This window comes from Microbacterium sp. BLY (assembly GCF_017939615.1).
Classification (GTDB): domain Bacteria; phylum Actinomycetota; class Actinomycetes; order Actinomycetales; family Microbacteriaceae; genus Microbacterium.
Map to the genome: position 1 here is coordinate 2,268,768 of NZ_JAGKSR010000001.1, position 21,971 is coordinate 2,290,738.

Annotated in this window: 21 protein-coding genes; 15 read left to right on the forward strand and 6 right to left on the reverse strand. The window is 70.1% G+C overall.

The genetic code is table 11. The features are described 5' to 3' along the window. Window positions 1-66: 66 nt before the first annotated feature. The 4 genes from KAF39_RS11115 to KAF39_RS11130 are packed head-to-tail and all read right to left on the reverse strand — an operon-like array spanning window position 67 to window position 3,077. A complete protein-coding gene (locus tag KAF39_RS11115; protein WP_210677303.1) occupies window positions 67-549 on the reverse strand; it encodes a YbaK/EbsC family protein in 483 nt (160 codons plus the stop codon). Between the two features lie 21 nt (window positions 550-570). Continuing rightward, window positions 571-1,818, reverse strand: a complete 1,248-nt coding sequence (locus KAF39_RS11120; protein ID WP_210677304.1) for an MFS transporter — start codon at window positions 1,816-1,818, stop codon at window positions 571-573. Further along, window positions 1,815-2,252, reverse strand: coding sequence for a MarR family winged helix-turn-helix transcriptional regulator (locus KAF39_RS11125; RefSeq protein WP_210677305.1), 438 nt, complete (start codon window positions 2,250-2,252; stop codon window positions 1,815-1,817). Before KAF39_RS11125 ends, KAF39_RS11120 begins: the two co-directional genes overlap by 4 nt. 36 nt (window positions 2,253-2,288) lie before the next feature. Beyond that, a complete protein-coding gene (locus KAF39_RS11130; protein WP_210677306.1) occupies window positions 2,289-3,077 on the reverse strand; it encodes an IclR family transcriptional regulator in 789 nt (262 codons plus the stop codon). Window positions 3,078-3,180: 103 nt separating this feature from the next. Here KAF39_RS11130 and KAF39_RS11135 point away from each other — a divergent pair, with 103 nt between their 5' ends. From KAF39_RS11135 to KAF39_RS11145, 3 genes are read left to right on the forward strand one after another with little or no spacing between them, the layout of a single operon-like run. Then, window positions 3,181-3,954 carry a CoA transferase subunit A gene (locus KAF39_RS11135; protein WP_210677307.1) on the forward strand — a complete coding sequence of 258 codons (774 nt, stop codon included), beginning with the start codon at window positions 3,181-3,183 and terminating at the stop codon, window positions 3,952-3,954. A 3-nt stretch (window positions 3,955-3,957) separates the two neighbouring features. Next, the gene (locus tag KAF39_RS11140; RefSeq protein ID WP_210677308.1) at window positions 3,958-4,626 is read left to right on the forward strand and encodes a CoA transferase subunit B; all 669 of its coding nucleotides are present in this window, start codon (window positions 3,958-3,960) and stop codon (window positions 4,624-4,626) included. Next, window positions 4,619-5,803, forward strand: coding sequence for an acetyl-CoA C-acetyltransferase (locus KAF39_RS11145; protein ID WP_210677309.1), 1,185 nt, complete (start codon window positions 4,619-4,621; stop codon window positions 5,801-5,803). The genes KAF39_RS11140 and KAF39_RS11145 overlap by 8 nt, the downstream gene beginning before the upstream one ends. Before the next feature lie 21 nt (window positions 5,804-5,824). Here KAF39_RS11145 and KAF39_RS11150 read toward each other — a convergent pair whose 3' ends face one another. Next, window positions 5,825-6,124 (reverse strand): hypothetical protein, encoded by a 300-nt coding sequence (locus KAF39_RS11150; protein WP_025103262.1) that lies wholly within the window; start codon window positions 6,122-6,124, stop codon window positions 5,825-5,827. A 206-nt stretch (window positions 6,125-6,330) separates the two neighbouring features. Here KAF39_RS11150 and KAF39_RS11155 point away from each other — a divergent pair, with 206 nt between their 5' ends. The 8 genes from KAF39_RS11155 (at window position 6,331) to KAF39_RS11190 (ending at window position 16,466) form a co-directional block, all read left to right on the forward strand. Next, the gene (locus KAF39_RS11155; RefSeq protein WP_210677310.1) at window positions 6,331-7,587 is read left to right on the forward strand and encodes an MFS transporter; all 1,257 of its coding nucleotides are present in this window, start codon (window positions 6,331-6,333) and stop codon (window positions 7,585-7,587) included. A gap of 65 nt (window positions 7,588-7,652) precedes the next feature. Continuing rightward, window positions 7,653-9,059, forward strand: a complete 1,407-nt coding sequence (locus tag KAF39_RS11160; protein ID WP_210677311.1) for a trehalose-6-phosphate synthase — start codon at window positions 7,653-7,655, stop codon at window positions 9,057-9,059. Between the two features lie 40 nt (window positions 9,060-9,099). Further along, window positions 9,100-9,897, forward strand: a complete 798-nt coding sequence (otsB, locus tag KAF39_RS11165) for a trehalose-phosphatase (protein WP_210677312.1) — start codon at window positions 9,100-9,102, stop codon at window positions 9,895-9,897. 9 nt (window positions 9,898-9,906) lie between these two features. Next, complete coding sequence (gene ilvD / locus KAF39_RS11170) at window positions 9,907-11,625, forward strand: dihydroxy-acid dehydratase (protein WP_210677313.1); 1,719 nt, start codon at window positions 9,907-9,909, stop codon at window positions 11,623-11,625. 71 nt (window positions 11,626-11,696) lie between these two features. Next, window positions 11,697-13,496, forward strand: a complete 1,800-nt coding sequence (locus KAF39_RS11175) for an acetolactate synthase large subunit (protein WP_210677314.1) — start codon at window positions 11,697-11,699, stop codon at window positions 13,494-13,496. Between the two features lie 3 nt (window positions 13,497-13,499). Continuing rightward, window positions 13,500-14,009 (forward strand): acetolactate synthase small subunit, encoded by a 510-nt coding sequence (gene ilvN / locus KAF39_RS11180; protein WP_210677315.1) that lies wholly within the window; start codon window positions 13,500-13,502, stop codon window positions 14,007-14,009. 60 nt (window positions 14,010-14,069) lie between these two features. Next, window positions 14,070-15,098 carry a ketol-acid reductoisomerase gene (gene ilvC / locus KAF39_RS11185; protein ID WP_210677316.1) on the forward strand — a complete coding sequence of 343 codons (1,029 nt, stop codon included), beginning with the start codon at window positions 14,070-14,072 and terminating at the stop codon, window positions 15,096-15,098. 102 nt (window positions 15,099-15,200) lie between these two features. Then, a complete protein-coding gene (locus KAF39_RS11190) occupies window positions 15,201-16,466 on the forward strand; it encodes an alpha-L-fucosidase (RefSeq protein ID WP_210677317.1) in 1,266 nt (421 codons plus the stop codon). 19 nt (window positions 16,467-16,485) lie between these two features. Here KAF39_RS11190 and KAF39_RS11195 read toward each other — a convergent pair whose 3' ends face one another. Next, a complete protein-coding gene (locus KAF39_RS11195; protein ID WP_210677318.1) occupies window positions 16,486-17,637 on the reverse strand; it encodes an ROK family transcriptional regulator in 1,152 nt (383 codons plus the stop codon). 199 nt (window positions 17,638-17,836) lie between these two features. Here KAF39_RS11195 and KAF39_RS11200 point away from each other — a divergent pair, with 199 nt between their 5' ends. From KAF39_RS11200 to KAF39_RS11215, 4 genes are read left to right on the forward strand one after another with little or no spacing between them, the layout of a single operon-like run. Then, window positions 17,837-19,096 carry an ABC transporter substrate-binding protein gene (locus KAF39_RS11200; RefSeq protein ID WP_210677319.1) on the forward strand — a complete coding sequence of 420 codons (1,260 nt, stop codon included), beginning with the start codon at window positions 17,837-17,839 and terminating at the stop codon, window positions 19,094-19,096. A 43-nt stretch (window positions 19,097-19,139) separates the two neighbouring features. Continuing rightward, window positions 19,140-20,045 (forward strand): carbohydrate ABC transporter permease, encoded by a 906-nt coding sequence (locus tag KAF39_RS11205; RefSeq protein ID WP_210677320.1) that lies wholly within the window; start codon window positions 19,140-19,142, stop codon window positions 20,043-20,045. Beyond that, window positions 20,035-20,949 carry a carbohydrate ABC transporter permease gene (locus KAF39_RS11210; RefSeq protein ID WP_210677321.1) on the forward strand — a complete coding sequence of 305 codons (915 nt, stop codon included), beginning with the start codon at window positions 20,035-20,037 and terminating at the stop codon, window positions 20,947-20,949. The genes KAF39_RS11205 and KAF39_RS11210 overlap by 11 nt, the downstream gene beginning before the upstream one ends. After that, a complete protein-coding gene (locus KAF39_RS11215; RefSeq protein WP_210677322.1) occupies window positions 20,946-21,920 on the forward strand; it encodes an ROK family protein in 975 nt (324 codons plus the stop codon). Before KAF39_RS11210 ends, KAF39_RS11215 begins: the two co-directional genes overlap by 4 nt. The last annotated feature ends 51 nt before the right edge of the window (window positions 21,921-21,971 follow it).

A 21,971-nucleotide genomic window follows, 5' to 3' on the forward strand; every position in this document is an offset into this window, starting at 1 on the left:
CACGGCGCTCGCCCCGCGCGAGTGCATCTGCCTCCATCATCCGCCACGGCGCGGACATTCGAGTGGTCAGACGACGTCGATCGTCGTACCGTCCGTGAGGGCGGACAGCTGGGCGAAGGTCAGCGGCATGACGGTGTGCGGGTGTCCGGCGGCCGCCCAGACCACGTCGTGGTCCTCCAGGGCCGCGTCGATGTACGTGGGCAGCGGGGCCGGATGGCCGACCGGGGCGACACCGCCGATCGCCTGTCCGGTCGCTTCGCGGACGACGGCCGGCGGCGCCATCACGACCTCGCCCGCTCCGAGGCCGCGTGCGAGGACGGCGAGGTCGGCGCGATGCCCACCACTCGTCATGATGAGCGCCGGGCGCCCGTCAGCGAGGAAGACGAGGCTGTTGGCGATCGCGGAGACCTCGCAGCCGATCGCGGCGGCCGCCTCCGCGGCCGTGCGCGCCGAGTCGGGGAGGACTCTGATCTCGGTCTCGACGCCGGCTGCGGAGAGGTGCTCCTGCACCCGACGGCTGCGCTCGGGGAGAAGAGGGGTATTGGTCATGCCCCCACGGTAGCCGAGGGGTCAGCCCGCGTCACCGACGAGGATCGCGGCGGCGTCCTCCGCGGCGGCATCGGCGGCATCGGCGGGCTCGTCGTCGATGTGAGCGAGGACGCGACGCCCGAGGAGGATCGTCAGCGCGGCGAGCAGGACGGCGGCGGCCGCGAACAGGTACGGCACGGTGGCGCTGAAGAGGTGCCAGAGGAGAGCGGCGATCGGCGGGGCCATCGCGCCACCGAGGAAGCGGACCGCGGAGTAGGCGGAGGAGGCGACCGAGCGCGGGAGATCGGTCGCCTCCATGACGGCCTCGGTCAGGACCGTGTTCATCACCCCGAGGAGGAGCCCGCCGACGATGATGCACACCACCAGCGCGGCCGGTTCGGCGACGACGAGCCCCGCCACGACGAGATCCACGGCGAGCAGCGGAAGGACGGTCAGGATCACACGGGTGCGCGACATCCGCCGCATGAGCACAGGGGCGACCCAGACGCTCGTGATCGCGAGGGCGACGCCCCAGCCGAAGAACGACAGGCCGATGCCCATCGCACCGAAGCCCAGCGGGAACGGCGAGAAGGCCAGGAGCACGAAGAAGCCGATGTTGTAGAAGAGAGCGGCGACGGCGAGGATCGCGAGAGCCGGCCGGCGCAGGGCGGTGAAGGGCGCGGAGAACTTCACCGGGGTGCGCTTCTCTCCCGGCCCGCGGAGCAGCACGAGCACCGCGATGAAGGCGATGGCCATGAGGGCGACCACGCCGAAGAACGGCCCGCGCCAGCTCTGCTCGCCCAGGATGCCGCCCAGGAGCGGGCCGACGGCGATGCCGAGGCCGAGCGCGGCCTCGTACAGGACGATCGCCGCGCTGCTGCCTCCGGACGCGGCGCCGACGATGGTCGCCAGCGCGGTGGAGATGAACAGCGCGTTGCCGAGGCCCCAGCCGGCGCGGAACCCGATGACCGCGTCGACGCTGCCGCTGATCGCGCAGAGGAAGGCGAACACGACGATCAGTCCGAGACCGACGAGGAGGGTCGCCTTCGCGCCGATCCGGCTGGAGATCCAGCTCGTCACGAGCATGGCGAGGCCCGTCACGAGCAGATAGCTCGTGAACAAGAGCTCGGTCTCGACCGGCGTCGCCTCGAGCGATTCGGCGATCGCGGGCAGGATCGGGTCGACGAGCCCGATCCCCATGAAGGCGACGACGCACGCGAAGGCGACGGCCCACACCTGGGCGGGCTGCTTCCAGACCGAGGGGGTGCGGGCGGCGGTGGTGCTGTTCAACGGGTTTCTCCTGTCCGGTCTGCGGCGGTCCGCGCGGCGAGGATCTCGGCCGCGCGGGTGAGGGCGCTCCAGTCGTCGTCGTCGAGGTCGGCGAACCGCGGCGCGATCGTCTCCCGGAACTCGGCGCGCCAGGAGGACAGCGCCGCCACTCCGTCCGGGGTCGTCGCGACGACCGTCGCTCGCGAGTCATCGGGGTCGGGGGAACGGTGCACGAGCCCCTCGCGTTCGAGGGTGCCGAGCAGCCGGGTCATCCCGGGCTGCGTCGTGCGGGCCGCAGCGGCGAGCTCGCCGACGCGACGGGGGCCCGACTGATCGAGCAGGCTGAGCACCCGCCACTGCGCGGCGGGGGCCTCGTTCCCCGCGTCTTGCGCGGCGATGCGACCCAGCGCATAGCCCGACAGCACGAGCGACGGGATGACCTCGGAGCGATTCATACCAGAAAGTATATACCGGCTGGTATGTAAACAGGATCACCGCCGGGCGTGCGCGATCCTCGCCGAGAGCTGATGGGCGTGCGCGAGGAGGATCCGGCCCAGCTCGGCCTGACGCTCCGGGCCGAAGCGGAAGGCGACACCGGTGAGGCTGAGCGCCCACTCCGGGCGGCCGGCGCGGTCGAACACCGCCGCGCCGAGACCCCAGCTCCCCTCGACGATCAGCCCGGGGTTGACGGCATACCCCCGCTCCTTCGTCTCGGCGAGGCGCTTCCGCAGCGGGCGCTCACCATGAGTGCGTCCCCAGTTCTCGGCGAGCTCCGGATGGCGCTCCAGGTAGGCATCCACATCGTGGTCGGGGAGGAAAGCGAGGATCGCGAGGCCGGCGCTCGCCACGCCGAGTGGGAAGCGCACTCCCTCGCTCAGCACGAACGAGCGGATGGGGAACGAGCCCTCCTCCCGCAGCAGGCAGACCGTCTCGTCCGCGCGGCGGACGGAGAAGAACGCGCTCTCCTCGGTCTTCACGGCGAGCGACCGCACGATGTCCCGCGCCAGGGCCGTCACGTCGTACCGGGCGGCGGCCACGGAACCCATGAGGAAGAGCTCGGGTCCCGGCATCCAGCGGCTGCTGTCGGCGTCGCGGTCGACGAGCCCCTCCACACGCAGGGCGCTGAGCAGGCGATGCGTGGTCGGCCGGGAGAGCCCGGCGCTGCCGGCCAACTCCTGCAGGGTGGCGCCGTCGGCGCCGGACGCCGTCACCAACCGGAGGAGCCGGGCCGCCCGTGCGACGGCCTGGGTGCCGGGGACGGTGTGCGTCGCGGAGTCCATATCGTGGACGCTAATGGTGCGGGCGTCCACATCGCAAGAGGACGCTGGCCGTGGCTCTGCCGGGGCGAGAGGCTGGAGGGGACACGGACCCGAAGGAGCAGACGTGATCGACAAGCACTGGGAGTCCGCGGCCGCCGCGGTCGCTGACATCCCGGACGGCGCCTCGCTCGCCGTCGGAGGCTTCGGCCTCTCCGGGAACCCGATCGCCCTCATCGAAGCGCTCCTCGCGCAGGGCACGACCGACCTGAGCGTCGTGAGCAACAACTGCGGCGTGGACGACTGGGGTCTCGGCGTCCTGCTCGCCGCACAGCGCATCCGCAAGATGACCTCGTCGTACGTCGGGGAGAACAAGGAGTTCGAGCGTCAGTTCCTCTCTGGGGAGCTCGAGTTGGAGCTGACCCCGCAGGGCACGCTCGCCGAGAAGCTGCGAGCGGGAGGATCCGGCATCGCGGCGTTCTACACGCAGACCGGCGTCGGCACCCAGGTGGCCGAGGGCGGGCTTCCGCGGCGGTACCACCCCGACGGCTCCGTCGCCGTGGCGTCCTCGCCCAAAGATGTGCGCACGTTCACGGTGAACGGCGAGGCCCGCGAGTTCGTGCTGGAGGAAGCGATCACGACCGACTTCGCCCTCGTGCATGCGGCGCGCGGCGACCGGCACGGCAACCTCGTCTTCCGGAAGGCGGCGCGGAACTTCAACCCGCTCGCCGCGATGGCCGGGCGCGTGTGCATCGCGCAGGTGGAGCGCCTCGTGGAACCGGGGGAGCTGGATCCGGACACGATCCACCTGCCCGGCGTCTTCGTGCATCGGATCATCGAGGTCGGCGAGGACATCCCCAAACGCATCGAGCGACGGACCGTCGCGGCGGAAGGAGCCTGAGAGATGGCGCTCACGAGAGACCAGATGGCCGCGCGTGCGGCGGCCGAGCTGCCGGACGGGGCGTATGTGAACCTCGGCATTGGCCTGCCCACGCTCGTGCCGAACCACGTCCCGTCCGACGTGACCGTGGTGCTGCAGTCGGAGAACGGCATCCTCGGGGTCGGTCCCTACCCGCGGGAGAGCGAGGTCGACCCGGATCTCATCAACGCGGGGAAGGAGACGGTGACCACGCTGCCGGGTGCGGCGTTCTTCGACTCCGCCCTCAGCTTCGGCATGATCCGCGGCGGGAAGATCGATGCCGCGATCCTCGGGGCGATGCAGGTCTCGGCCTCCGGCGATCTGGCGAACTGGATGATCCCCGGCAAGATGGTCAAGGGGCCCGGGGGCGCGATGGATCTCGTGCACGGCGCCGGACGGGTGATTGTGCTGATGGAGCACGTCGCCAAGGACGGCTCCGCGAAGATCGTCGACGCCTGCACGCTGCCGTTGACCGGACGCGCCGTCGTGGACCGGATCATCACGGACCTCGCGGTGATCGACGTGACCCCGGACGGGCTGGTCCTGGTCGAGCTCGCCCCCGACGTCACGGTGGAGCAGGTACGGCAGGCCACGGAGCCGCCCCTCCGCCTCGCCCCGGAACTGGAGAACGGAAGGACCGAGACCAATGACTGAGAACGCCATCGTCATCGTCGCCGCCGCACGCACCCCGCAGGGGCGGCTGAAGGGGCAGCTCGCCGCGTTCACGGCGCCGCAGCTGGGGTCATTCGCGATCCGCGGGGCCCTGGAGCAGGGCGGAGTGGATCCGGGAGACGTCGACGCGGTCATCGTGGGACAGGTACTCGCCGCGGGGTCGGGACAGAACGCCGCCCGTCAGGCCGCGATCGGCGCGGGGATCGGCTGGGACGTGCCCGCGCACTCGGTGAACAAGGTCTGTCTGTCGGGCCTCACGGCCGTGATCGACGCGGCGCGCATGATCCGGACCGGGGACGCCGAGGTCGTCGTCGCCGCCGGCATGGAGTCGATGACCCGCGCACCGCACCTGCTCATGGGATCGCGCGATGGTTGGACCTACGGCACCGTCGAGGTCCTCGACCACATGGCCTACGACGGGCTGACGGACGCCTACGACCGGGAGAGCATGGGCGCGTCCACGGAGCGGCACAACGCTCGCTACGAGCTCACCCGGGAGATGCAGGACCGCGTCGCGGCCCTTTCCCACCAGCGGGCAGCCGCCGCACAGGAGAGCGGCGTGTTCGAGGCGGAGATCGTCACGGTCGAGGTGCCGCAGCGCCGGGGCGAGCCGGTGCGGGTGACGAAGGACGAGGGCGTGCGCCCCGAGACGACGGAGGAGACGCTCGCCGGGCTCCGGGCCGCGTTCGCCGAGGGCGGGTCGATCACCGCGGGCAACTCGTCGCAGATCTCGGACGGCGCCTCCGCGGTCGTCGTCACGACGCGGCGAACCGCCGAGGCCAAGGGATGGCCGGTGCTCGTGACCGTCGGAGCGAGCGGCCAGACCGCCGGGCCCGACAACTCGCTGCAGGCGCAGCCCGCGCGGGCGATCGAACAGGCGTGCCGGAAGCAGGGCATCACGCCGCAGGACCTCGACCTCGTCGAGATCAACGAGGCGTTCGGCGCGGTCGTCGCCCGCTCGCAGACCGAACTGGGGCTGGACGAGGAGATCGTCAACGTGCACGGCGGGGGCATCTCGATCGGGCATCCGATCGGCGCATCCGGCAACCGTCTCGTGGTCCACGTCGCCCACGAGCTCGCTCGCCGCGGTGGAGGGACCGCCGCGGTCGGGCTCTGCGGAGGCGGAGGTCAGGGCGAGGCGCTCATCCTCACCCGCTGACACGGCGGATGCGGGGGCGCGTCAGGACCGCTTGTCCTGGGCGTGCCCCTGCGCGTCGGCGAGGGCCTTCTGGGAGCGGAACTGCAGGCGCTGCGCCTTCTTGGACTTCTTCACCGACTGCGGGGAGTCCGCGTCCACCGGCACGCCGTGACGTTCGCGGCGCATGTCGACGACGGCGCCGACGGCGAGCGCCATCGTGATGCCCCAGCTCACCCACGACAGGAGGGAGCGCCAGGTGATCGGTTCATTGCGGGTGCCGCGCAGCAGCGAGATCCCTGCCGAGATCGCGGCGACGAGTCCGGTGCTGAAGAGGTAGCGCATGCCCCTACGGTACCCGCAGGCCGTACGCGGAGGGCGGAGCCTTGACAAGGCGGGGGAGCGGCTGGCAGGGCTCGCGTGGGGCGGACCGGATATCATGGGAGGGTCGCGGTTCACCCGCGGCCGCAGAAACCGTGTATCTACCGGCCGTCGGCGTCTCCGGCGGACAGCGGCGGCACCCGACATCGCGTCGTCGACGCGCGAGAGCCATGACACACGCCAGCACCACGCCCGATATCGCCGAGCCGAGCCTCTTCCGCCTCGCCGGCCTGCCCTACTTCCTCATCGCGTTCATCGCGCGCCTGCCCTTCGCCATGATGGTCGTCGGTGTGCTGACGGTCGTGGTGTCGGCGCGGGGATCCCTGTCCCTCGGCGGGCTCACGTCCGCTGCGGTCGGTTTCGGCACCGCCTGCTTCGGGCCGCTCCTGGGCGCCGCCGCCGACCGCTTCGGGCAGCGCCCGGTGCTCCTCGTGCTCGCCGTGGGCAATGCCACGATGCTCCTGCTCTTCACCGCGGTGGTCTACGGTCCGGCCGCCGACGGCTTCGTGCTCCTCGCCGCGATCGGCATCGGAGCGACCGCCCCGCAGGTCGCACCCCTCTCGCGCTCGCGTCTGGTCACGATCATCGGCGAGCGGATGCCGTCGGAGCGTCGCCCGCGGACGCTCTCCGGCACGATGGCGTACGAATCGGCCGCTGACGAGACCGTCTTCGTCTTCGGGCCGTTCCTCGTCGGGGTGCTGGCCTCCGCCCTCGCCCCGTGGGCGCCCCTCGTCGGCGCCGCCGTCCTGACGCTCGTCTTCGTCGGCGCGTTCGCGCTGCACCCGAGCGGCCGGCATGTGTCGCAGGACCGGACGGACGACGGGCGCGCACCGTCCGCGGTGTCCGAGCTGTTCCGACCGCAGCTGCTCATCGTCGTGCTCGGCATCCTCGGCGTCGGGATCTTCTTCGGCACGATGCTGACGTCGCTCACCTCGTTCATGGCCGACCTCGGCGCCCCGGAGCAGGCCGGTCTGCTCTACGGCGTGATGGGCGTCGGGTCGGCGGTGCTGGCGCTGGGCGTCGCGTGGCTGCCCGCGCGCTTCACGCTGCGGGCGCGGTGGCTCGTCTTCTCCGGCATCCTCCTGGCCGGCTCCCTGCTGCTCGGCGTCGTGGACTCCCCGGCCGGGATGCTCTTCGCCCTGGCGATCATGGGCGTCGGCATCGGACCGACGCTCGTGACCCAGTACAGCTTCGGAGCGGCCCGGAGCCCCCGGGGGCGGTCCGCCACGGTGATGACGATGCTCGGTTCCGGCATCGTCGTCGGCCAGTCGATCGGCGCCGCAGTCGCGGGGGAGATCGCCGAGAACGTCGGCACGTCCGCCGCTCTCGTCCTGCCGATGATCGCGGCGGCCATCGCCTTCGCGGCAGGACTCGGCAACTGGGCGCTCAGCGGTGTGCACCGCTCGGCGCCTGCTGTCAAGGCCTGACGGCTGACCGGCGGGGGAGGCGCATCCTCGCTAGGTTGGAAGCAACCGGACCTAGGAGTGCCCCCGTGACCGCTGCAGAATTCGTCGTCGTCGCCAATCGCCTCCCGGTGGACCGGGTCGTGGGCCCCGACGGCGAGGAGACCTGGCGGACGTCCCCTGGGGGCCTCGTCGCCGCGCTCGAGCCGATGATGCGCCGCGTCCACGGCGCCTGGGTCGGCTGGCCCGGACAACCCGACGTCGAACTCGAACCCTTCGAAGGCGACGGGATCCACCTGATCCCCGTGGCACTGAGCTCCGACGAGGTCGCGGACTACTACGAGGGCTTCGCCAACGACACCATCTGGCCGCTCTACCACGACGTCATCGCCCCGCCGCAGTACCACCGGGAGTGGTGGGACGCGTACGTGCGGGTGAACCGTCGCTTCGCGGAGGCGGCTGCGGCGGCTGCCGCCCCGGACGGCACGGTCTGGGTGCACGACTATCAGCTCCAGCTCGTCCCGCAGATGGTGCGCGAGCTGCGCCCCGACGTCACGATCGGCTACTTCCACCACATCCCGTTCCCCGCCCACGGTCTCTACGCGCAGCTGCCCTGGCGCGATCAGGTGCTGCGGGGTCTGCTCGGCGCCGACGTCATCGGCTTCCAGCGGGCGCAGGACGCGACGTACTTCCTGACCGCGGTGCGGCGGCGGCTCCGCTACGAGGTCAAGGGGTCCAGCATCACGATCCCGGAGGAGGGCGGCACGCGTACCGCGGTGGCGAAGGCCTTCCCGATCTCGATCGACACCGCGCCGTATCTCGAGCTCGCCGCGCGCGAGGACATCCGGGCGCGGGCCGCGGAGATCCGTGCCAGCCTCGGCAACCCGAAGCGCATCCTCCTCGGCGTCGACCGCCTGGATTACACGAAGGGCATCGGGCATCGGATCAAGGCGTACGGGGAGCTCCTGGAGGACGGGCGCCTCGACGTCGAGGACGTCACGCTCATCCAGGTCGCGAGCCCGAGCCGTGAACGCGTCGATGCGTACGCCCACCTGCGCGACGAGATCGAACTCGCGGTGGCGCGCATCAACGGCGACCACGACACCGTCGGCCACTCGGCGATCCGCTACCTGCACCAGGGATATCCGCGCGAGGAGATGGTCGCGCTGTACCTCGCGGCGGACGTCATGCTCGTGACCGCGTTGCGCGATGGGATGAACCTCGTGGCGAAGGAGTACATCGCCACCCGCACCGACAACCGCGGCGTCCTGGTCCTCAGCGAGTTCACGGGCGCCGCCGACGAGCTCCGCCAGGCCGTACGCGTCAACCCGCACGACATCGCCGGTCTCAAGGACGCGATCATGGAGGCGGTCGAGATGTCGCCGGCGGAGCAGGCTCGGCGCATGCGCTCGCTGCGTCGACGCGTGCTCGACAACGACGTCGACGCCTGGTCGTCGTCCTTCCTCGACGCCCTGGCCGCCGTGCGCGGCCGCTGACTCCCTCCTTCCCGACCGCCTCTTCCCGAACGGAGACACCGTGACGCGCCCCTGGATCCCCGGAACAGCCGACGCCGACCTCACCGCCCTCGCGACGACCCCGCGCCTGGTCGTCGCCCTCGACTTCGACGGCACCGCGTCCCCTCTGGTCGTCGACCCGATGGCGGCCAGGGCGCTGCCCGAGGTCGCCGCGCAGATGGCCCGCCTCGCCGCGATGCCGGACACGGTCGTCGCCTACGTCTCCGGGCGGAGCATGCACGACCTCCGGGAGATCACCGAGCACACGGACGACTCCGTCGTCGTGCTCGCCGGCTCCCACGGCGCGCAGTATTGGTTCCCCGGTCAGGGGGCTGCCGACGCCCCGGGCGATGCGACCGAGACCGGGGCGCGGGAGGAGCTGTGGGCTGCCGCGCAGCCGATCATCGACCGCTACGAGGGAGCGGAGCTGGAGCCGAAGACCTTCGGCATGGGCGTGCACACCCGGCGAGCGGACCGGGAGACGGAGGAGAAGGTCTTCGCCGAGATCGATGCCCTCGTCGCCGAGCGCTTCCCGCAGTGGCGGCGGCGTGCCGGCCACCGGGTGCTGGAGTTCTCGTCGCGGAACGAGGGCAAGGACGCCGCGATGATCGCTCTCCGGGAACGCTTCGACGCCACCGGGATCCTCTTCGCCGGCGACGACGTGACCGACGAGGATGCGATGCGGGTGCTGCAGGACGGCGACCTCGGCGTGCGGGTCGGACCGGGGGAGAGCGCGGCGACGCTCCGTGTGGACTCCCCACAACAGATCGCCGCGCTTCTGGAGACGCTCGCGAACGAGAGGGCCGTCGCGCAGGAATAGACTCTCGTCATGTCCTCGCATGATCCCTCCGCCAGCGCGCCCATCGACATCAAGCCCCGCAGCCGCGTCGTCACCGACGGCATCGAGGCGACGACCTCCCGCGGCATGCTCCGCGCCGTCGGGATGGGCGACGCCGACTGGGACAAGCCCCAGATCGGCATCGCATCCAGCTGGAACGAGATCACGCCCTGCAACCTGAGCCTCGACCGGCTCGCCCAGGGGGCGAAGGAGGGCGTGCACTCCGGCGGCGGCTATCCGCTGCAGTTCGGCACGATCTCGGTCTCCGACGGCATCTCGATGGGCCATGAGGGCATGCACTTCTCGCTGGTGTCGCGCGAAGTCATCGCCGACTCGGTCGAGACCGTGATGATGGCCGAGCGCCTCGACGGCTCCGTCCTGCTCGCGGGCTGCGACAAGTCGATCCCCGGCATGCTCATGGCCAGCGCCCGTCTCGACCTGTCGAGCGTCTTCCTCTACGCCGGATCGATCGCGCCCGGCTGGGTCAAGCTCTCCGACGGCACCGAGAAGGACGTCACGATCATTGACTCGTTCGAGGCGGTCGGTGCCTGCCGTGCCGGCCTCATGAGCGAGGAGGACCTGAAGCGCATCGAGTGCGCGATCGCCCCGGGCGAAGGCGCCTGCGGCGGCATGTACACCGCGAACACCATGGCCTCCGTCGCCGAGGCGCTCGGTCTCAGCCTGCCGGGCTCGGCCGCGCCGCCCGCGGCGGACCGCCGCCGCGACTACTTCGCGCACCGCTCGGGCGAGGCCGTCGTGAACCTGCTGCGTCAGGGCATCACGACGCGCGACATCCTCACCAAGGAGGCGTTCGAGAACGCGATCGCCCTCGCGATGGCCCTCGGCGGCTCGACCAACGTGGTTCTCCACCTGCTCGCGATCGCGCGTGAGGCCGAGGTCGAGCTGAGCCTGCACGACTTCAACCGCATCGGCGACAAGGTCCCGCACGTGGCCGACATGAAGCCGTTCGGCAAGTACGTCATGAACGACGTCGACCGTCACGGCGGCATCCCCGTCATCATGAAGGCGATGCTCGACGAAGGCCTGCTGCACGGCGACGCGCTGACGGTCACGGGCAAGACGCTGGCGGAGAACCTCGCCGATCTCGACCCGCAGCCCATCGACGGCGAGGTCATCCACACGTTCGACAACCCCATCCACGCCACCGGCGGACTGACGATCCTGCACGGGTCGCTCGCGCCGGAGGGCGCGGTGGTCAAGACCGCCGGCTTCGACGCGGCCGTGTTCGAGGGGCCCGCGCGGGTCTTCGAGCGCGAGCGTGCGGCCATGGACGCGGTCGCCGAAGGCAGCATCGAGCCCGGAACGGTCATCGTCATCCGGTACGAGGGCCCGAAGGGCGGACCGGGGATGCGCGAGATGCTGGCGATCACCGCGGCCATCAAGGGCGCGGGGCTCGGAAAAGATGTACTACTCTTGACGGACGGACGATTCTCAGGCGGCACAACCGGCCTGTGCATCGGCCACATAGCACCCGAAGCGGTGGACGCAGGTCCTATCGCCTTCGTGCGCGATGGTGATCTGATACGGGTCGATATCGCAGCTCGCTCTCTCGATCTACTCGTCGACGAGGCGGAGCTCGCCTCCCGCCGCTCTGGCTGGGAGCCGCTTCCCCCGCGCTACACCCGAGGCGTTCTTGCCAAGTACTCGCGCCTCGTGCGGTCCGCCGCCGAGGGAGCGACCACCGGCTGATCCATCGACCGGCTCAGGAATCCGCCCGGTCGGAACGCCGGTGTCCCGCACAGTTCATCAGAAGGAAAGTCATGACTGCTGACTCCGTCTCGGCCGTGCCGAGGCCGCCCGCCCGCCCATCCGCCCCGGAGATCACCGGCGCAGAGGCCGTCGTCCGCTCGCTCGAGCTGCTCGGCGTCACGGACGTGTTCGGTCTTCCGGGCGGCGCGATCCTTCCGGTCTACGACCCGCTGATGGACGCGTCGCAGCTGCGGCACATCCTCGTGCGGCATGAGCAGGGTGCCGGCCACGCGGCCGAGGGGTACGCATCCGCCTCCGGGAAGGTGGGCGTGTGCATCGCGACCTCCGGTCCCGGAGCGACGAACCTCGTCACCGCGATCGCCGACGCCTACATGGACTCCGTCCCGCTGCTCGCGATCACCGGTCAGGTGTTCTCGACGCTGATGGGCACGGACGCGTTCCAGGAGGCCGACATCGTGGGGATCACGATGCCGATCACGAAGCACTCGTTCCTGGTCAAGGACGCGGCCGACATCCCCGGCGCGATCGCAGCCGCCTATGAGATCGCCGGCACGGGTCGTCCCGGCCCGGTGCTCGTGGACATCACGAAGGATGCGCAGCAGGCGACGGCGCCGTTCGTGTGGCCGCCCAAGATCGACCTCCCCGGCTACCGTCCGGTGACGAAGGCGCACGGCAAGCAGATCCAGGCCGCAGCCGCCCTCCTCGCCGAGGCGAAGAAGCCGGTGCTTTACGTGGGCGGCGGCGTGGTCCGCGGCCGTGCGGCGGCAGAGCTCCTCGAGCTCGCGGAGTCGACGGGGGCGCCGGTCGTCACGACCCTGATGGCGCGGGGCGCGTTCCCCGACTCGCACCCGCAGCACCTCGGCATGCCCGGCATGCACGGCACGGTGCCGGCGGTGCTGGCGCTCCAGGAGGCCGACCTCCTCGTGTCGCTCGGCGCCCGGTTCGACGACCGCGTGACCGGCAAGGCGGCGCTGTTCGCCCCGAACGCGAAGGTCGTGCACGTCGACATCGACCCGGCGGAGATCTCGAAGATCCGCACGGCGGACGTGCCGATCGTGGGCGACGTGCGCGACGTGCTCACCGACCTGGACGCGGCCTTCCGCGGCGTCACCGGCACCGCCAAGCCCGACATCGACGAGTGGTGGTCGTACCTCGACGGGCTGCGCACCGAGTTCCCGCTCGGATACGCGCCGACGACGGACGGCCTGCTGGCGCCGCAGTACGTGATCCAGCGCATCGGCGAGCTCACCGGCCCGGAGGGCATCTTCGCCTCGGGCGTGGGCCAGCACCAGATGTGGGCCGCGCAGTTCATCAAGTACGAGCGTCCGAACGCGTGGCTGAACTCCGGCGGTGCGGGCACGATGGGCTACTCGGTGCCGGCGGCCATGGGGGCGAAGGTCGCCGAGCCGGAGCGCCCGGTCTGGGCGATCGACGGCGACGGCTGCTTCCAGATGACCAATCAGGAGCTCGCGACCTGCGCGATCAACAACATTCCGATCAAGGTCGCGATCATCAACAACTCGTCGCTGGGCATGGTCCGGCAGTGGCAGACGCTGTTCTACGACGGCCGTCACTCCAACACCGACCTGAACACCGGGCACGGGACGATCCGCATCCCGGACTTCGTGAAGCTCGCGGAGGCGTACGGCTGCCTCGCGATCCGCGTGGAGAAGGAGGAGGAGGTCGACGCCGCGATCCGGCTCGCGCTGGAGACGAACGACCGCCCCGTCGTGATCGACTTCGTGGTGAGCGCCGACTCCATGGTGTGGCCGATGGTGCCGCAGGGGGTCAGCAACAGCTATGTCCAGTACGCGCGCGACCACGCGCCCGCGTTCGACGAGGAGGACTGAGCCATGTCGACCCACGTCCTGAGCCTGCTGGTGGAGAACACCCCCGGCCTTCTGACCCGCGTCGCCGGCCTGTTCGCACGCCGCGGCTTCAACATCGACTCCCTCGCCGTCGGCGTGACCGAGGTCCCCGGGATCTCCCGCATCACGGTCGTCGTCGATGTGGAGGAGCTCCCGCTCGAGCAGGTGACCAAGCAGCTGAACAAGCTGATCAACGTCATCAAGATCGTCGAGCTCGACCCGGCATCGTCCGTGCAGCGCGAGCACATGCTGGTGAAGGTGCGCACCGACAACGCCACCCGCTCCAACGTGATCGAGGTCGTCAACCTCTTCCGCGCGTCGGTCGTCGACTACGCCGCGGACGCCCTGGTGATCGAGGTCACCGGCGACAAGGGCAAGGTCGAGGCGCTGCTGCGCGCGCTGGAGCCCTTCGGCATCAAGGAGATCGCCCAGTCCGGACTCCTCGCGATCGGCCGCGGCGGCAAGAGCATCACCGAGCGCGTCCTGCGCGGCTGACCCGTCGACAGATTCAGGGACCGCGTGTCCCGCATAACCACAACCAAGGAGAGATAACCAGTGAGCACCGAGATCTTCTACGACGACGACGCCGACCTGTCCCTGATCCAGGGCAAGAAGGTCGCCATCGTCGGCTACGGCTCGCAGGGCCACGCCCACGCCCAGAACCTGCGTGACTCGGGCGTCGAGGTCGCGATCGCCCTCAAGGAGGGCTCGAAGTCCGCCGCGAAGGCCGAGGAGGCCGGCTTCCCGGTGAAGACCGTCGCCGAGGCGACCGAGTGGGCCGACGTCATCATGATCCTCGCGCCGGACCAGCACCAGCGCACGATCTACAACGAGTCCATCGCCCCGAACCTCACCGCGGGCAAGACCCTCGCCTTCGCGCACGGCTTCAACATCCGCTTCGGCTACATCGACGCGCCCGAGGGCGTCGACGTGATCCTCGTCGCGCCGAAGGCTCCCGGCCACACCGTGCGCCGCGAGTTCGTCGCCGGCCGTGGCATCCCGGACATCATCGCCGTCGAGCGCGACGCGTCCGGCCAGGCCTGGGACCTCGCGCTGTCGTACGCGAAGGCGATCGGCGGCACCCGTGCCGGCGTCATCAAGACGACCTTCACCGAGGAGACCGAGACCGACCTGTTCGGCGAGCAGGCCGTGCTCTGTGGTGGCATGAGCCACCTCGTGCAGGCGGGCTTCGAGACCCTCGTCGAGGCGGGCTACCAGCCGCAGATCGCGTACTTCGAGGTGCTGCACGAGCTCAAGCTCATCGTCGACCTGATGTGGGAGGGCGGCATCGCCAAGCAGCGCTGGTCGATCTCCGACACCGCCGAGTTCGGGGATTACGTCTCCGGCCCGCGCGTCGTCGACGAGCGCGTCAAGGAGAGCATGAAGGGCGTGCTGGCCGACATCCAGTCGGGCGCGTTCGCGAAGCGCTTCATCGACGACCAGGACAACGGCGGTGAGGAGTTCCTCGCGCTCCGCGCCAAGGAGGAGCAGCACCCGATCGAGGCGACCGGCAAGGAGCTCCGTTCGCTCTTCGCCTGGAAGCAGCAGGATGAGGACTACGTCGACGGCAGCGCCGCACGCTGATCCGATCCGCGAACGAACGGGCGTCCCCTCGGGGGCGCCCGTTCGGCGTTCCGGACGGCATTCGCCGGCACAGACATCGGATGTCTGTGCCAGGATGGACGCATGCGACAGGAATGGTTTGATGACGCCCGCTTCGGCATGTTCGTCCACTTCGGCCTCTACAGCGGGGCGGCGCGGCACGAGTGGGTGCAGAACTACGAACGCCTCACCGACGAGGAGTACCGCCCCTACTTCGACAACTTCGACCCGGACCTCTTCGACGCCGCCGCCCTGGCGCGGACGGCGAAGGAGACGGGGATGGGCTACGTCGTGCTCACGACGAAGCACCACGACGGGTTCTGCCTGTGGGACTCGCAGCTGACTGATTTCACGTCCGTCACGGCGGTCGGTCGGGACCTGGTGCGCGAGTATGTCGACGCGCTCCGTGCCGAGGGCATCCGCGTCGGCCTCTATCACTCGGTCATCGACTGGCATCACCCCGACTTCACCGTGGACTGGAACCACCCTCGGCGGGATGACGAGAACGCGCACGCCCTGAACGAGGGGCGCGACATGGCCCGCTACCGCGAGTACCTGCACGGTCAGGTCCGCGAGCTGCTCACCGGCTACGGCGACATCGACTACCTGTTCTTCGACTTCACCTACCCGGAGGCCAAGGACGGCTGGGACGGGAAGGGGCCGCAGGACTGGGACGCCGAGGCCCTCCTCTCCCTCTGCCGGGAGCTGCAGCCGGAGATGCTCGTCAACGACCGGCTCGGCATCCCCGGCGACTTCGTGACCCCCGAGCAGTACCAGCCGACGGCGCCGCTCGTCCGGGATGGCGTGCTGCTGGTGTGGGAGGCGTGCCAGACGCTCAACGGCTCGTGGGGCTACCACCGGGACAACACCGACCAGAAGTCGCCCCTGCTGCTCGTGCAGATGCTCGTCGACTCGGTGTCGATGGACGGCAACATGCTCCTGAACATCGGCCCGGACGGTCGGGGCGCGATCGCTCCGCGGGATGCCGACACCCTGGCCGAGATCGGCGAGTGGATGCGCCTGCACCGCCGCGCCGTGGTCGGTGCGGGCCATGCGCCGTTCACGCCGCCGCGCGAGGGCGTGTACACGCTCCGCGGCGACCGCCTCTACCTGAGTCTGTTCACCTGGCCCCTGGGGTTCGTCCACCTGCCCGGTCTCGCCGGCAAGGTGTCGTACGCCCGACTGCTCAACGACGGCTCCTGGCTGCGGACCAGCGTCAGCGATCCTGATCAGCAGGCCGACCTGATGACGCCCGCCGGCGAGGCGGAGGGGACCCTGACGGTGCACCTCCCGGTCCGTCGACCGGACGTGCTCCTGCCCGTGATCGAGCTGCGCCTCACGGAGGACTGACGGTGTCGGTGGTGGCGGCTCAGGCCGCCGCCACCGGGATCTCCATGCCCTCGAGTGCCAGGCGTGCGGCCCCGAGCAGGATGGCGTCCGCCCCCGTGGCCGCCGCCTCGATCCGCAGGCGCTGCGTCGCCAGCGGGTGGCACGCCTCGTAGACCCGGCTCCGCACGGCGGCGATGAAGGGCTCGGAGGCGCTCATGCTCCCGGTGAGGAACAGGGCGTGCGGGTTGAAGAAGTTGACGACGCCGGAGAGCGCCTGGCCCAGGTGGGTCCCCGCGGTGCGCACGAGCGTCGTGGCCAGCGGGTCCGCGTCCCGGGCGAGGGTCAGCACGTCGGCGGTCGTGCGGACGTCCGTGATGCCGCGCTCGCGCATCTGACGGACCAGGCTCGCCCCGCTGGCCACCGTCTCCAGGCAGCCGGTGTTGCCGCAGGAGCAGGGGATGTCGCCGCTGCCGTCGATGCGGGTGTGCGTGATGTCGCCGGCGGCAGCGGTGGCGCCGCGGTGGATGTGCCCGTCGACGATGATCCCGCTGCCGATCGCGGTGCCCGCCTTGACGGTGATGCTGTGCTGCGTGTGCCCCAGCTGGCGCCGGTGCTCTCCGAGGGCGGCCAGGTTGGCATCGTTGTCGACCATCACGGGGACCCCGTGACGAGCGGTGAGGTGCTCGCCGACGCGGAAGCCCGGCCAGCCCGGCATCCGGGAGGGCTGGTCGACGGAGCCCGTCGTCACGTCGACGGGGCCGGGAAGGCTCACGCCGATCGCATGGACCCGGGTCTCGGCCGCGAGTCGCTCGAACACCTCCGACACGCGGGCGAGCGTCTCCTCCGGTCCGTCGGCGACGTCGATCGCGAGCGTCTCCGAGCCGAGGAGACCGCCGCTGAGATCGTGCCGCCCGATGCGGGCATGGCGGCCCCCGAGGTCGGCGGACAGGACGATGCCGTCGCCGGCGATCCGGAGCACACGCGGTCGTCGTCCGCCGCGGGAGGTGCCGGCCCCGGCCTCCTCCAGCACGCCGGCATCGAGAAGCGTCTGCACGCGCAGGCCCACGGTCGAGGCGGCCACCCCCAGCTCGGACGCGAGCTCGGAGCGGGACCGAGCCTGTCCGCGCGCGACGAGATCGAGGATGCGCCGCGTGTGCGGGTCGTCGACGGTGGTGTCGGCGGGGTTCGTCATGGTGGTCCTTCGTCTCGACGCATCGTCAGCGTAGCGGGGGAGCGGCGTGTTTCGGGGAGGTGACGAATTATCACCACCCTATAAACATCGGATGTTCGGCTTGCGGCGCCCTGCGAACTATGACAGCGTAACTTCATACGAAATCCTAATTGGTTAATTCGAGCGTCGAAATAACCGTTCCCTTCTCAGGAGGCATTCAATGAAGAAGTTGCGTGTGGGGGCTGTCGCCGCTGTCGCGGGCGTGGCCGTGGTGATGACCGGCTGCGCCAGCAACGGCGGATCCGGAGGCTCGGCCGACGGCGACACCATCGTCGTCGACATGTGGGCCGGCAGTGAGTCGGACGTCGACGCGCTGGAGGCGCAGATCGAGTTCGCGCAGAAGCAGAACCCGGACATCAAGATCAAGCTGCAGACCTCGCCGTGGAGCGACTTCTTCACGAAGCTCACGACGAACATGGCCAGCGGCAACATGGCATGCATCACCGGCATGAGCGGCGCGCAGCTCGGCGGCTACACCGCCGGCTTCCGGGCTCTCAGCGACGAGGACCTCGAGACCGCCGGCATCGACTGGTCGGAGTTCAACCCCAGCGCCGACGGCATCCTCAGCTTCGAAGGCAAGGTGTACGGCGTGCCCTTCGACGTCGCCACCATGCTCGTCTACTACAACCAGGACCTGCTGACCGCGGCCGGCGCCGCCACGCCGGAGATCGGCTGGACGTTCGACGACTTCGCCACGATCGCGGCCGACGCCACGAAGGACGGCAAGTACGGCTTCGGCATGGGCATGGGCGGCTACCAGTGGATGTCGATGCCCATCGCATACTCGGCCACGCAGCCCGCCGCCGAGGACGGCACGCTCCACATCGATGACGAGGACTTCGTCGAGGCGGCCTCGTGGTACGCCGGCCTGGTGACCGACAAGAAGGTCGCGGCGCCCGTGGCCTCCGCGTCCGACACCGGCTGGGGCGAGAACCAGTACACGGGCGGGAACGCGGCGATGGCCGTGGACGGCACGTGGAACGCGGTCAGCTACCTGAACAACGAGTCCGGCTTCGCGGCCGGCATGGTGCCGCTGCCGGCGGGTGTCGACGGCAACCCGGGCCCGATCCTCGGCTCCGGCTACGGCATCGCCGAGAATTGCGAGAACCCGGAGGCGGCGCTCAAGGTGCTCGGCGCGCTCGTCGGTGAGGACGCGCAGGACTACATCGCCTCGTCCGGCCGCTCCTACCCGGCCCGAACCTCTTCGCAGCCGCTGTACTTCGAGTCGATCGACGAGCAGTACCGCGACCAGGTCCAGTCGGTGTTCGAGGCCGCGTTCGGCGACACGGTGCCGCTGTACATGACCAAGAACTGGCAGAAGCTCGACAGCTACATCCAGCCCAACCTCGTCAGCGTCTACAACGGCCAGATGACGATGGAGGAGCTGCTGTCGAACGCCCAGGCGCAGTTCGGCGAGTGAGCCGGATCCGGTTCGCGCAGCAGTAACAGAGAAAGACGACGAGATGACGATCACGACGAGACGTCGAGGATCGCTCGCCAAGGTTGAGGGCCGCCAGGCGCTGGGTTTCGCAAGCCCGGCCCTGGTGGGCCTCGCCCTGTTCACGATCGTGCCCGTGGGGCTCTCGATCGTGATGAGCGTGTTCGACTGGCCGACCTTCGGCGAACGCACCTTCAACGGCGTGGACAACTACGTGAAGCTGTTCACCAGCAGCCCGGACTTCTGGCCCGCGCTGCGCAACTCGGCCGTGTATACGCTGCTGTACGTGCCGTTGAGCGTCGCTCTCTCGCTCGTGCTCGCCCTCGGACTCGGCCCGCGCATCCGCGGTCGCGGCGCCCTGCGCGTCCTCTTCTTCATCCCCGTCGTGACCCCGATGGTCGCGAACGTGCTGGTGTGGAAGATGATGCTGCAGCCCCAGGGTCTCTTCAACGGCCTCTCGGTCACCTGGTTCGGCATCGAGCTGCCCAACTTCCTCGCCGACCCGAACTGGGCGATGATCATGGTCGTCGTCATGAGCGTCTGGCAGGGTCTCGGCTACAACATGCTGATCTTCTCCGCGGCCCTGGAGCAGCTCCCGGAGAGCGTGCTGGAGGCCGCGAGCATCGACGGCGCGCAGGGCTTCCGGCGGGTGTGGAGCATCATCATCCCGATGATCTCGCCGTCGATCTTCTTCGCGACGATCATGACGATGATCACCTCGCTCCAGGTCTTCGTCCAGCCGCAGATGCTCACCGGCGGCGGCCCCGGCAACGCCACCAAGCCGCTCGTGATGTACATCTGGGAGCAGGGCTTCACCTTCGGCGACCTCGGACTCGCCGCCGCCGCCGCCTGGATCCTCTTCGCGATCATCATCGCGATCACGGGCCTCCAGTTCGCCGCACAGAAGAAGTGGGTGCACTATGAGCACTGAAACCCTCGTCCGGCCCACCGGCACCGTCCCGCCGCGTCAGCGCGAGCGGGAGCGGGCCCGCGGTGCGGCGACCACGCCCGGCGCGCGTGCCCGGCTGATCCTCGCGCACGTGAGCATCTACGTCGCGGCGCTCATCTTCATCGCGCCGCTCGTCTACGCGTTCTTCTCGGCCCTCAAGCCGAACTCGGAGATGTTCTCGATGCCCCCGACGCTCGTCGGTTCCGAGATCCGGTGGAGCAACTTCGTCGACGTCTTCGCCTACGGACCGTTCCTGACCTACATCATGAACTCGTTCATCGTCTCGATCGGCGGCACGCTCGTGGTGCTCGTCGTCTCCACGACCGCCGGGTACGCCTTCGGGCGCCTGCGCTGGAAGGGGCGGGACGCGGTCTTCGTCCTCTTCCTCGCCACCCTCATGGTGCCCGCCGAGGTCCTCGTCATCCCCATGTTCCAGGTCATGCAGTGGTTCAACTGGGTCGACACCTATCAGGCGCTGATCCTGCCCTTCGCGTTCGGCGCGTTCGGCACGTTCCTCATGCGGCAGTTCTTCCGCGGCATCCCCTACGAGCTGGAGGAGGCGGCCCGTGTCGACGGCGCCGGTCCCGTCCGGTCGTTCCTGCAGATCATCCTGCCGCTGTCGAAGTCCGCGGTCGCGGTGCTCGCCGTGTTCACGTTCCTCTCGTTCTGGAACAGCTACCTCTGGCCCCTCATCGTCACCGTCGACTACAACGCGCACGGCACGCTGCCGGTCGGTCTGGCGAGCTTCGCGGGCCTCACCGGCACCCGCTGGGACCTGCAGATGGCCGCGGCCATCATCTCGATGATCCCCACCACGCTGCTCGTGATCGTGCTGCAGAAGCATCTGGTCAAGGGCATCGCAATGGCGGGACTGGGCGGACGATGAGCGCGGTCGGGCAGCAGACGGACGACCCTCGACGAACGACCACGGCACCCGGGCCCGATCTCGCACTGGCGGGGGTGGACATCGGGGGCACGAAGATCGCGGCCCTCGTCGTGGACGCCTCCGGAGACGTGCTCGCACGCGGAAGCGTGCCGGCGCCCGCGCGCGTCGGCGGCTCGGCGATGGCGGATGCGGCGGCCGGCCTGGTCGCGCGGCTGGCGGCCGAGGCCGGTGTCGCGGTCGCCGCGGTCGGGGTGGGCGCCGCAGGCGTCATCGACCACGAGAGCGGCACCATCCGCGCCGCGTCCGCCCTGTTCGCGGACTGGGCGGGGTTCCCGCTCGGCCCGGAGCTGGCAGAGCGCCTCGGTGTCCCGGTGCGGGTGGAGAACGACGTGAACGCCTTCCTCCTCGGTGAAGCCGCCGCGGCGGGTCCGAGCGTGCCCGATGTGCTCGGTGTGATGCTCGGCACGGGTGTCGGCGGCGCGCTGGTCATCGGCGGAGAGCTGCACCACGGCCCGCACGGGGCCGCGGGGGAGATCGGGCACACGCCCGGTTACAGCGACCTCGTCTGCACCTGCGGACAGACCGGCCACCTGGAGACCCTGGCCTCCGGGACGTCGATCGCCCGGCGCTTCGAGGAGCGCACCGGGCGTCCGGTGAACGATGCCAGGGAGGTCGCGGAGGCCGCCCGAGCCGGCGACGCCGACGCCCGGGCCGTGTTCGACGCCGCCGGTCGTGCCCTCGCTTTGGCGTGTGCGAGCGCCGCGACGCTCCTCGACCTGCCGACCGCCATCGTCGGCGGCGGGGTCACGGCAGCCTGGGACCTCCTGTCGCCGTCGATCGAGCAGACCCTGCGCACCGACGCCCCGGTGTCCGGCATCGCGCTGCGCGTCGTCCCCGCCGTCCTCGGCGCCGACGCCGTCGCGCTCGGCGCCATCGAGAGCGCCCGGCGCGCCCTCGCCCCCGTTTCCTGACAACGACTGCGACCGCAGAGGAGAACAGCACCGTGACCGCACGCCCGGAAG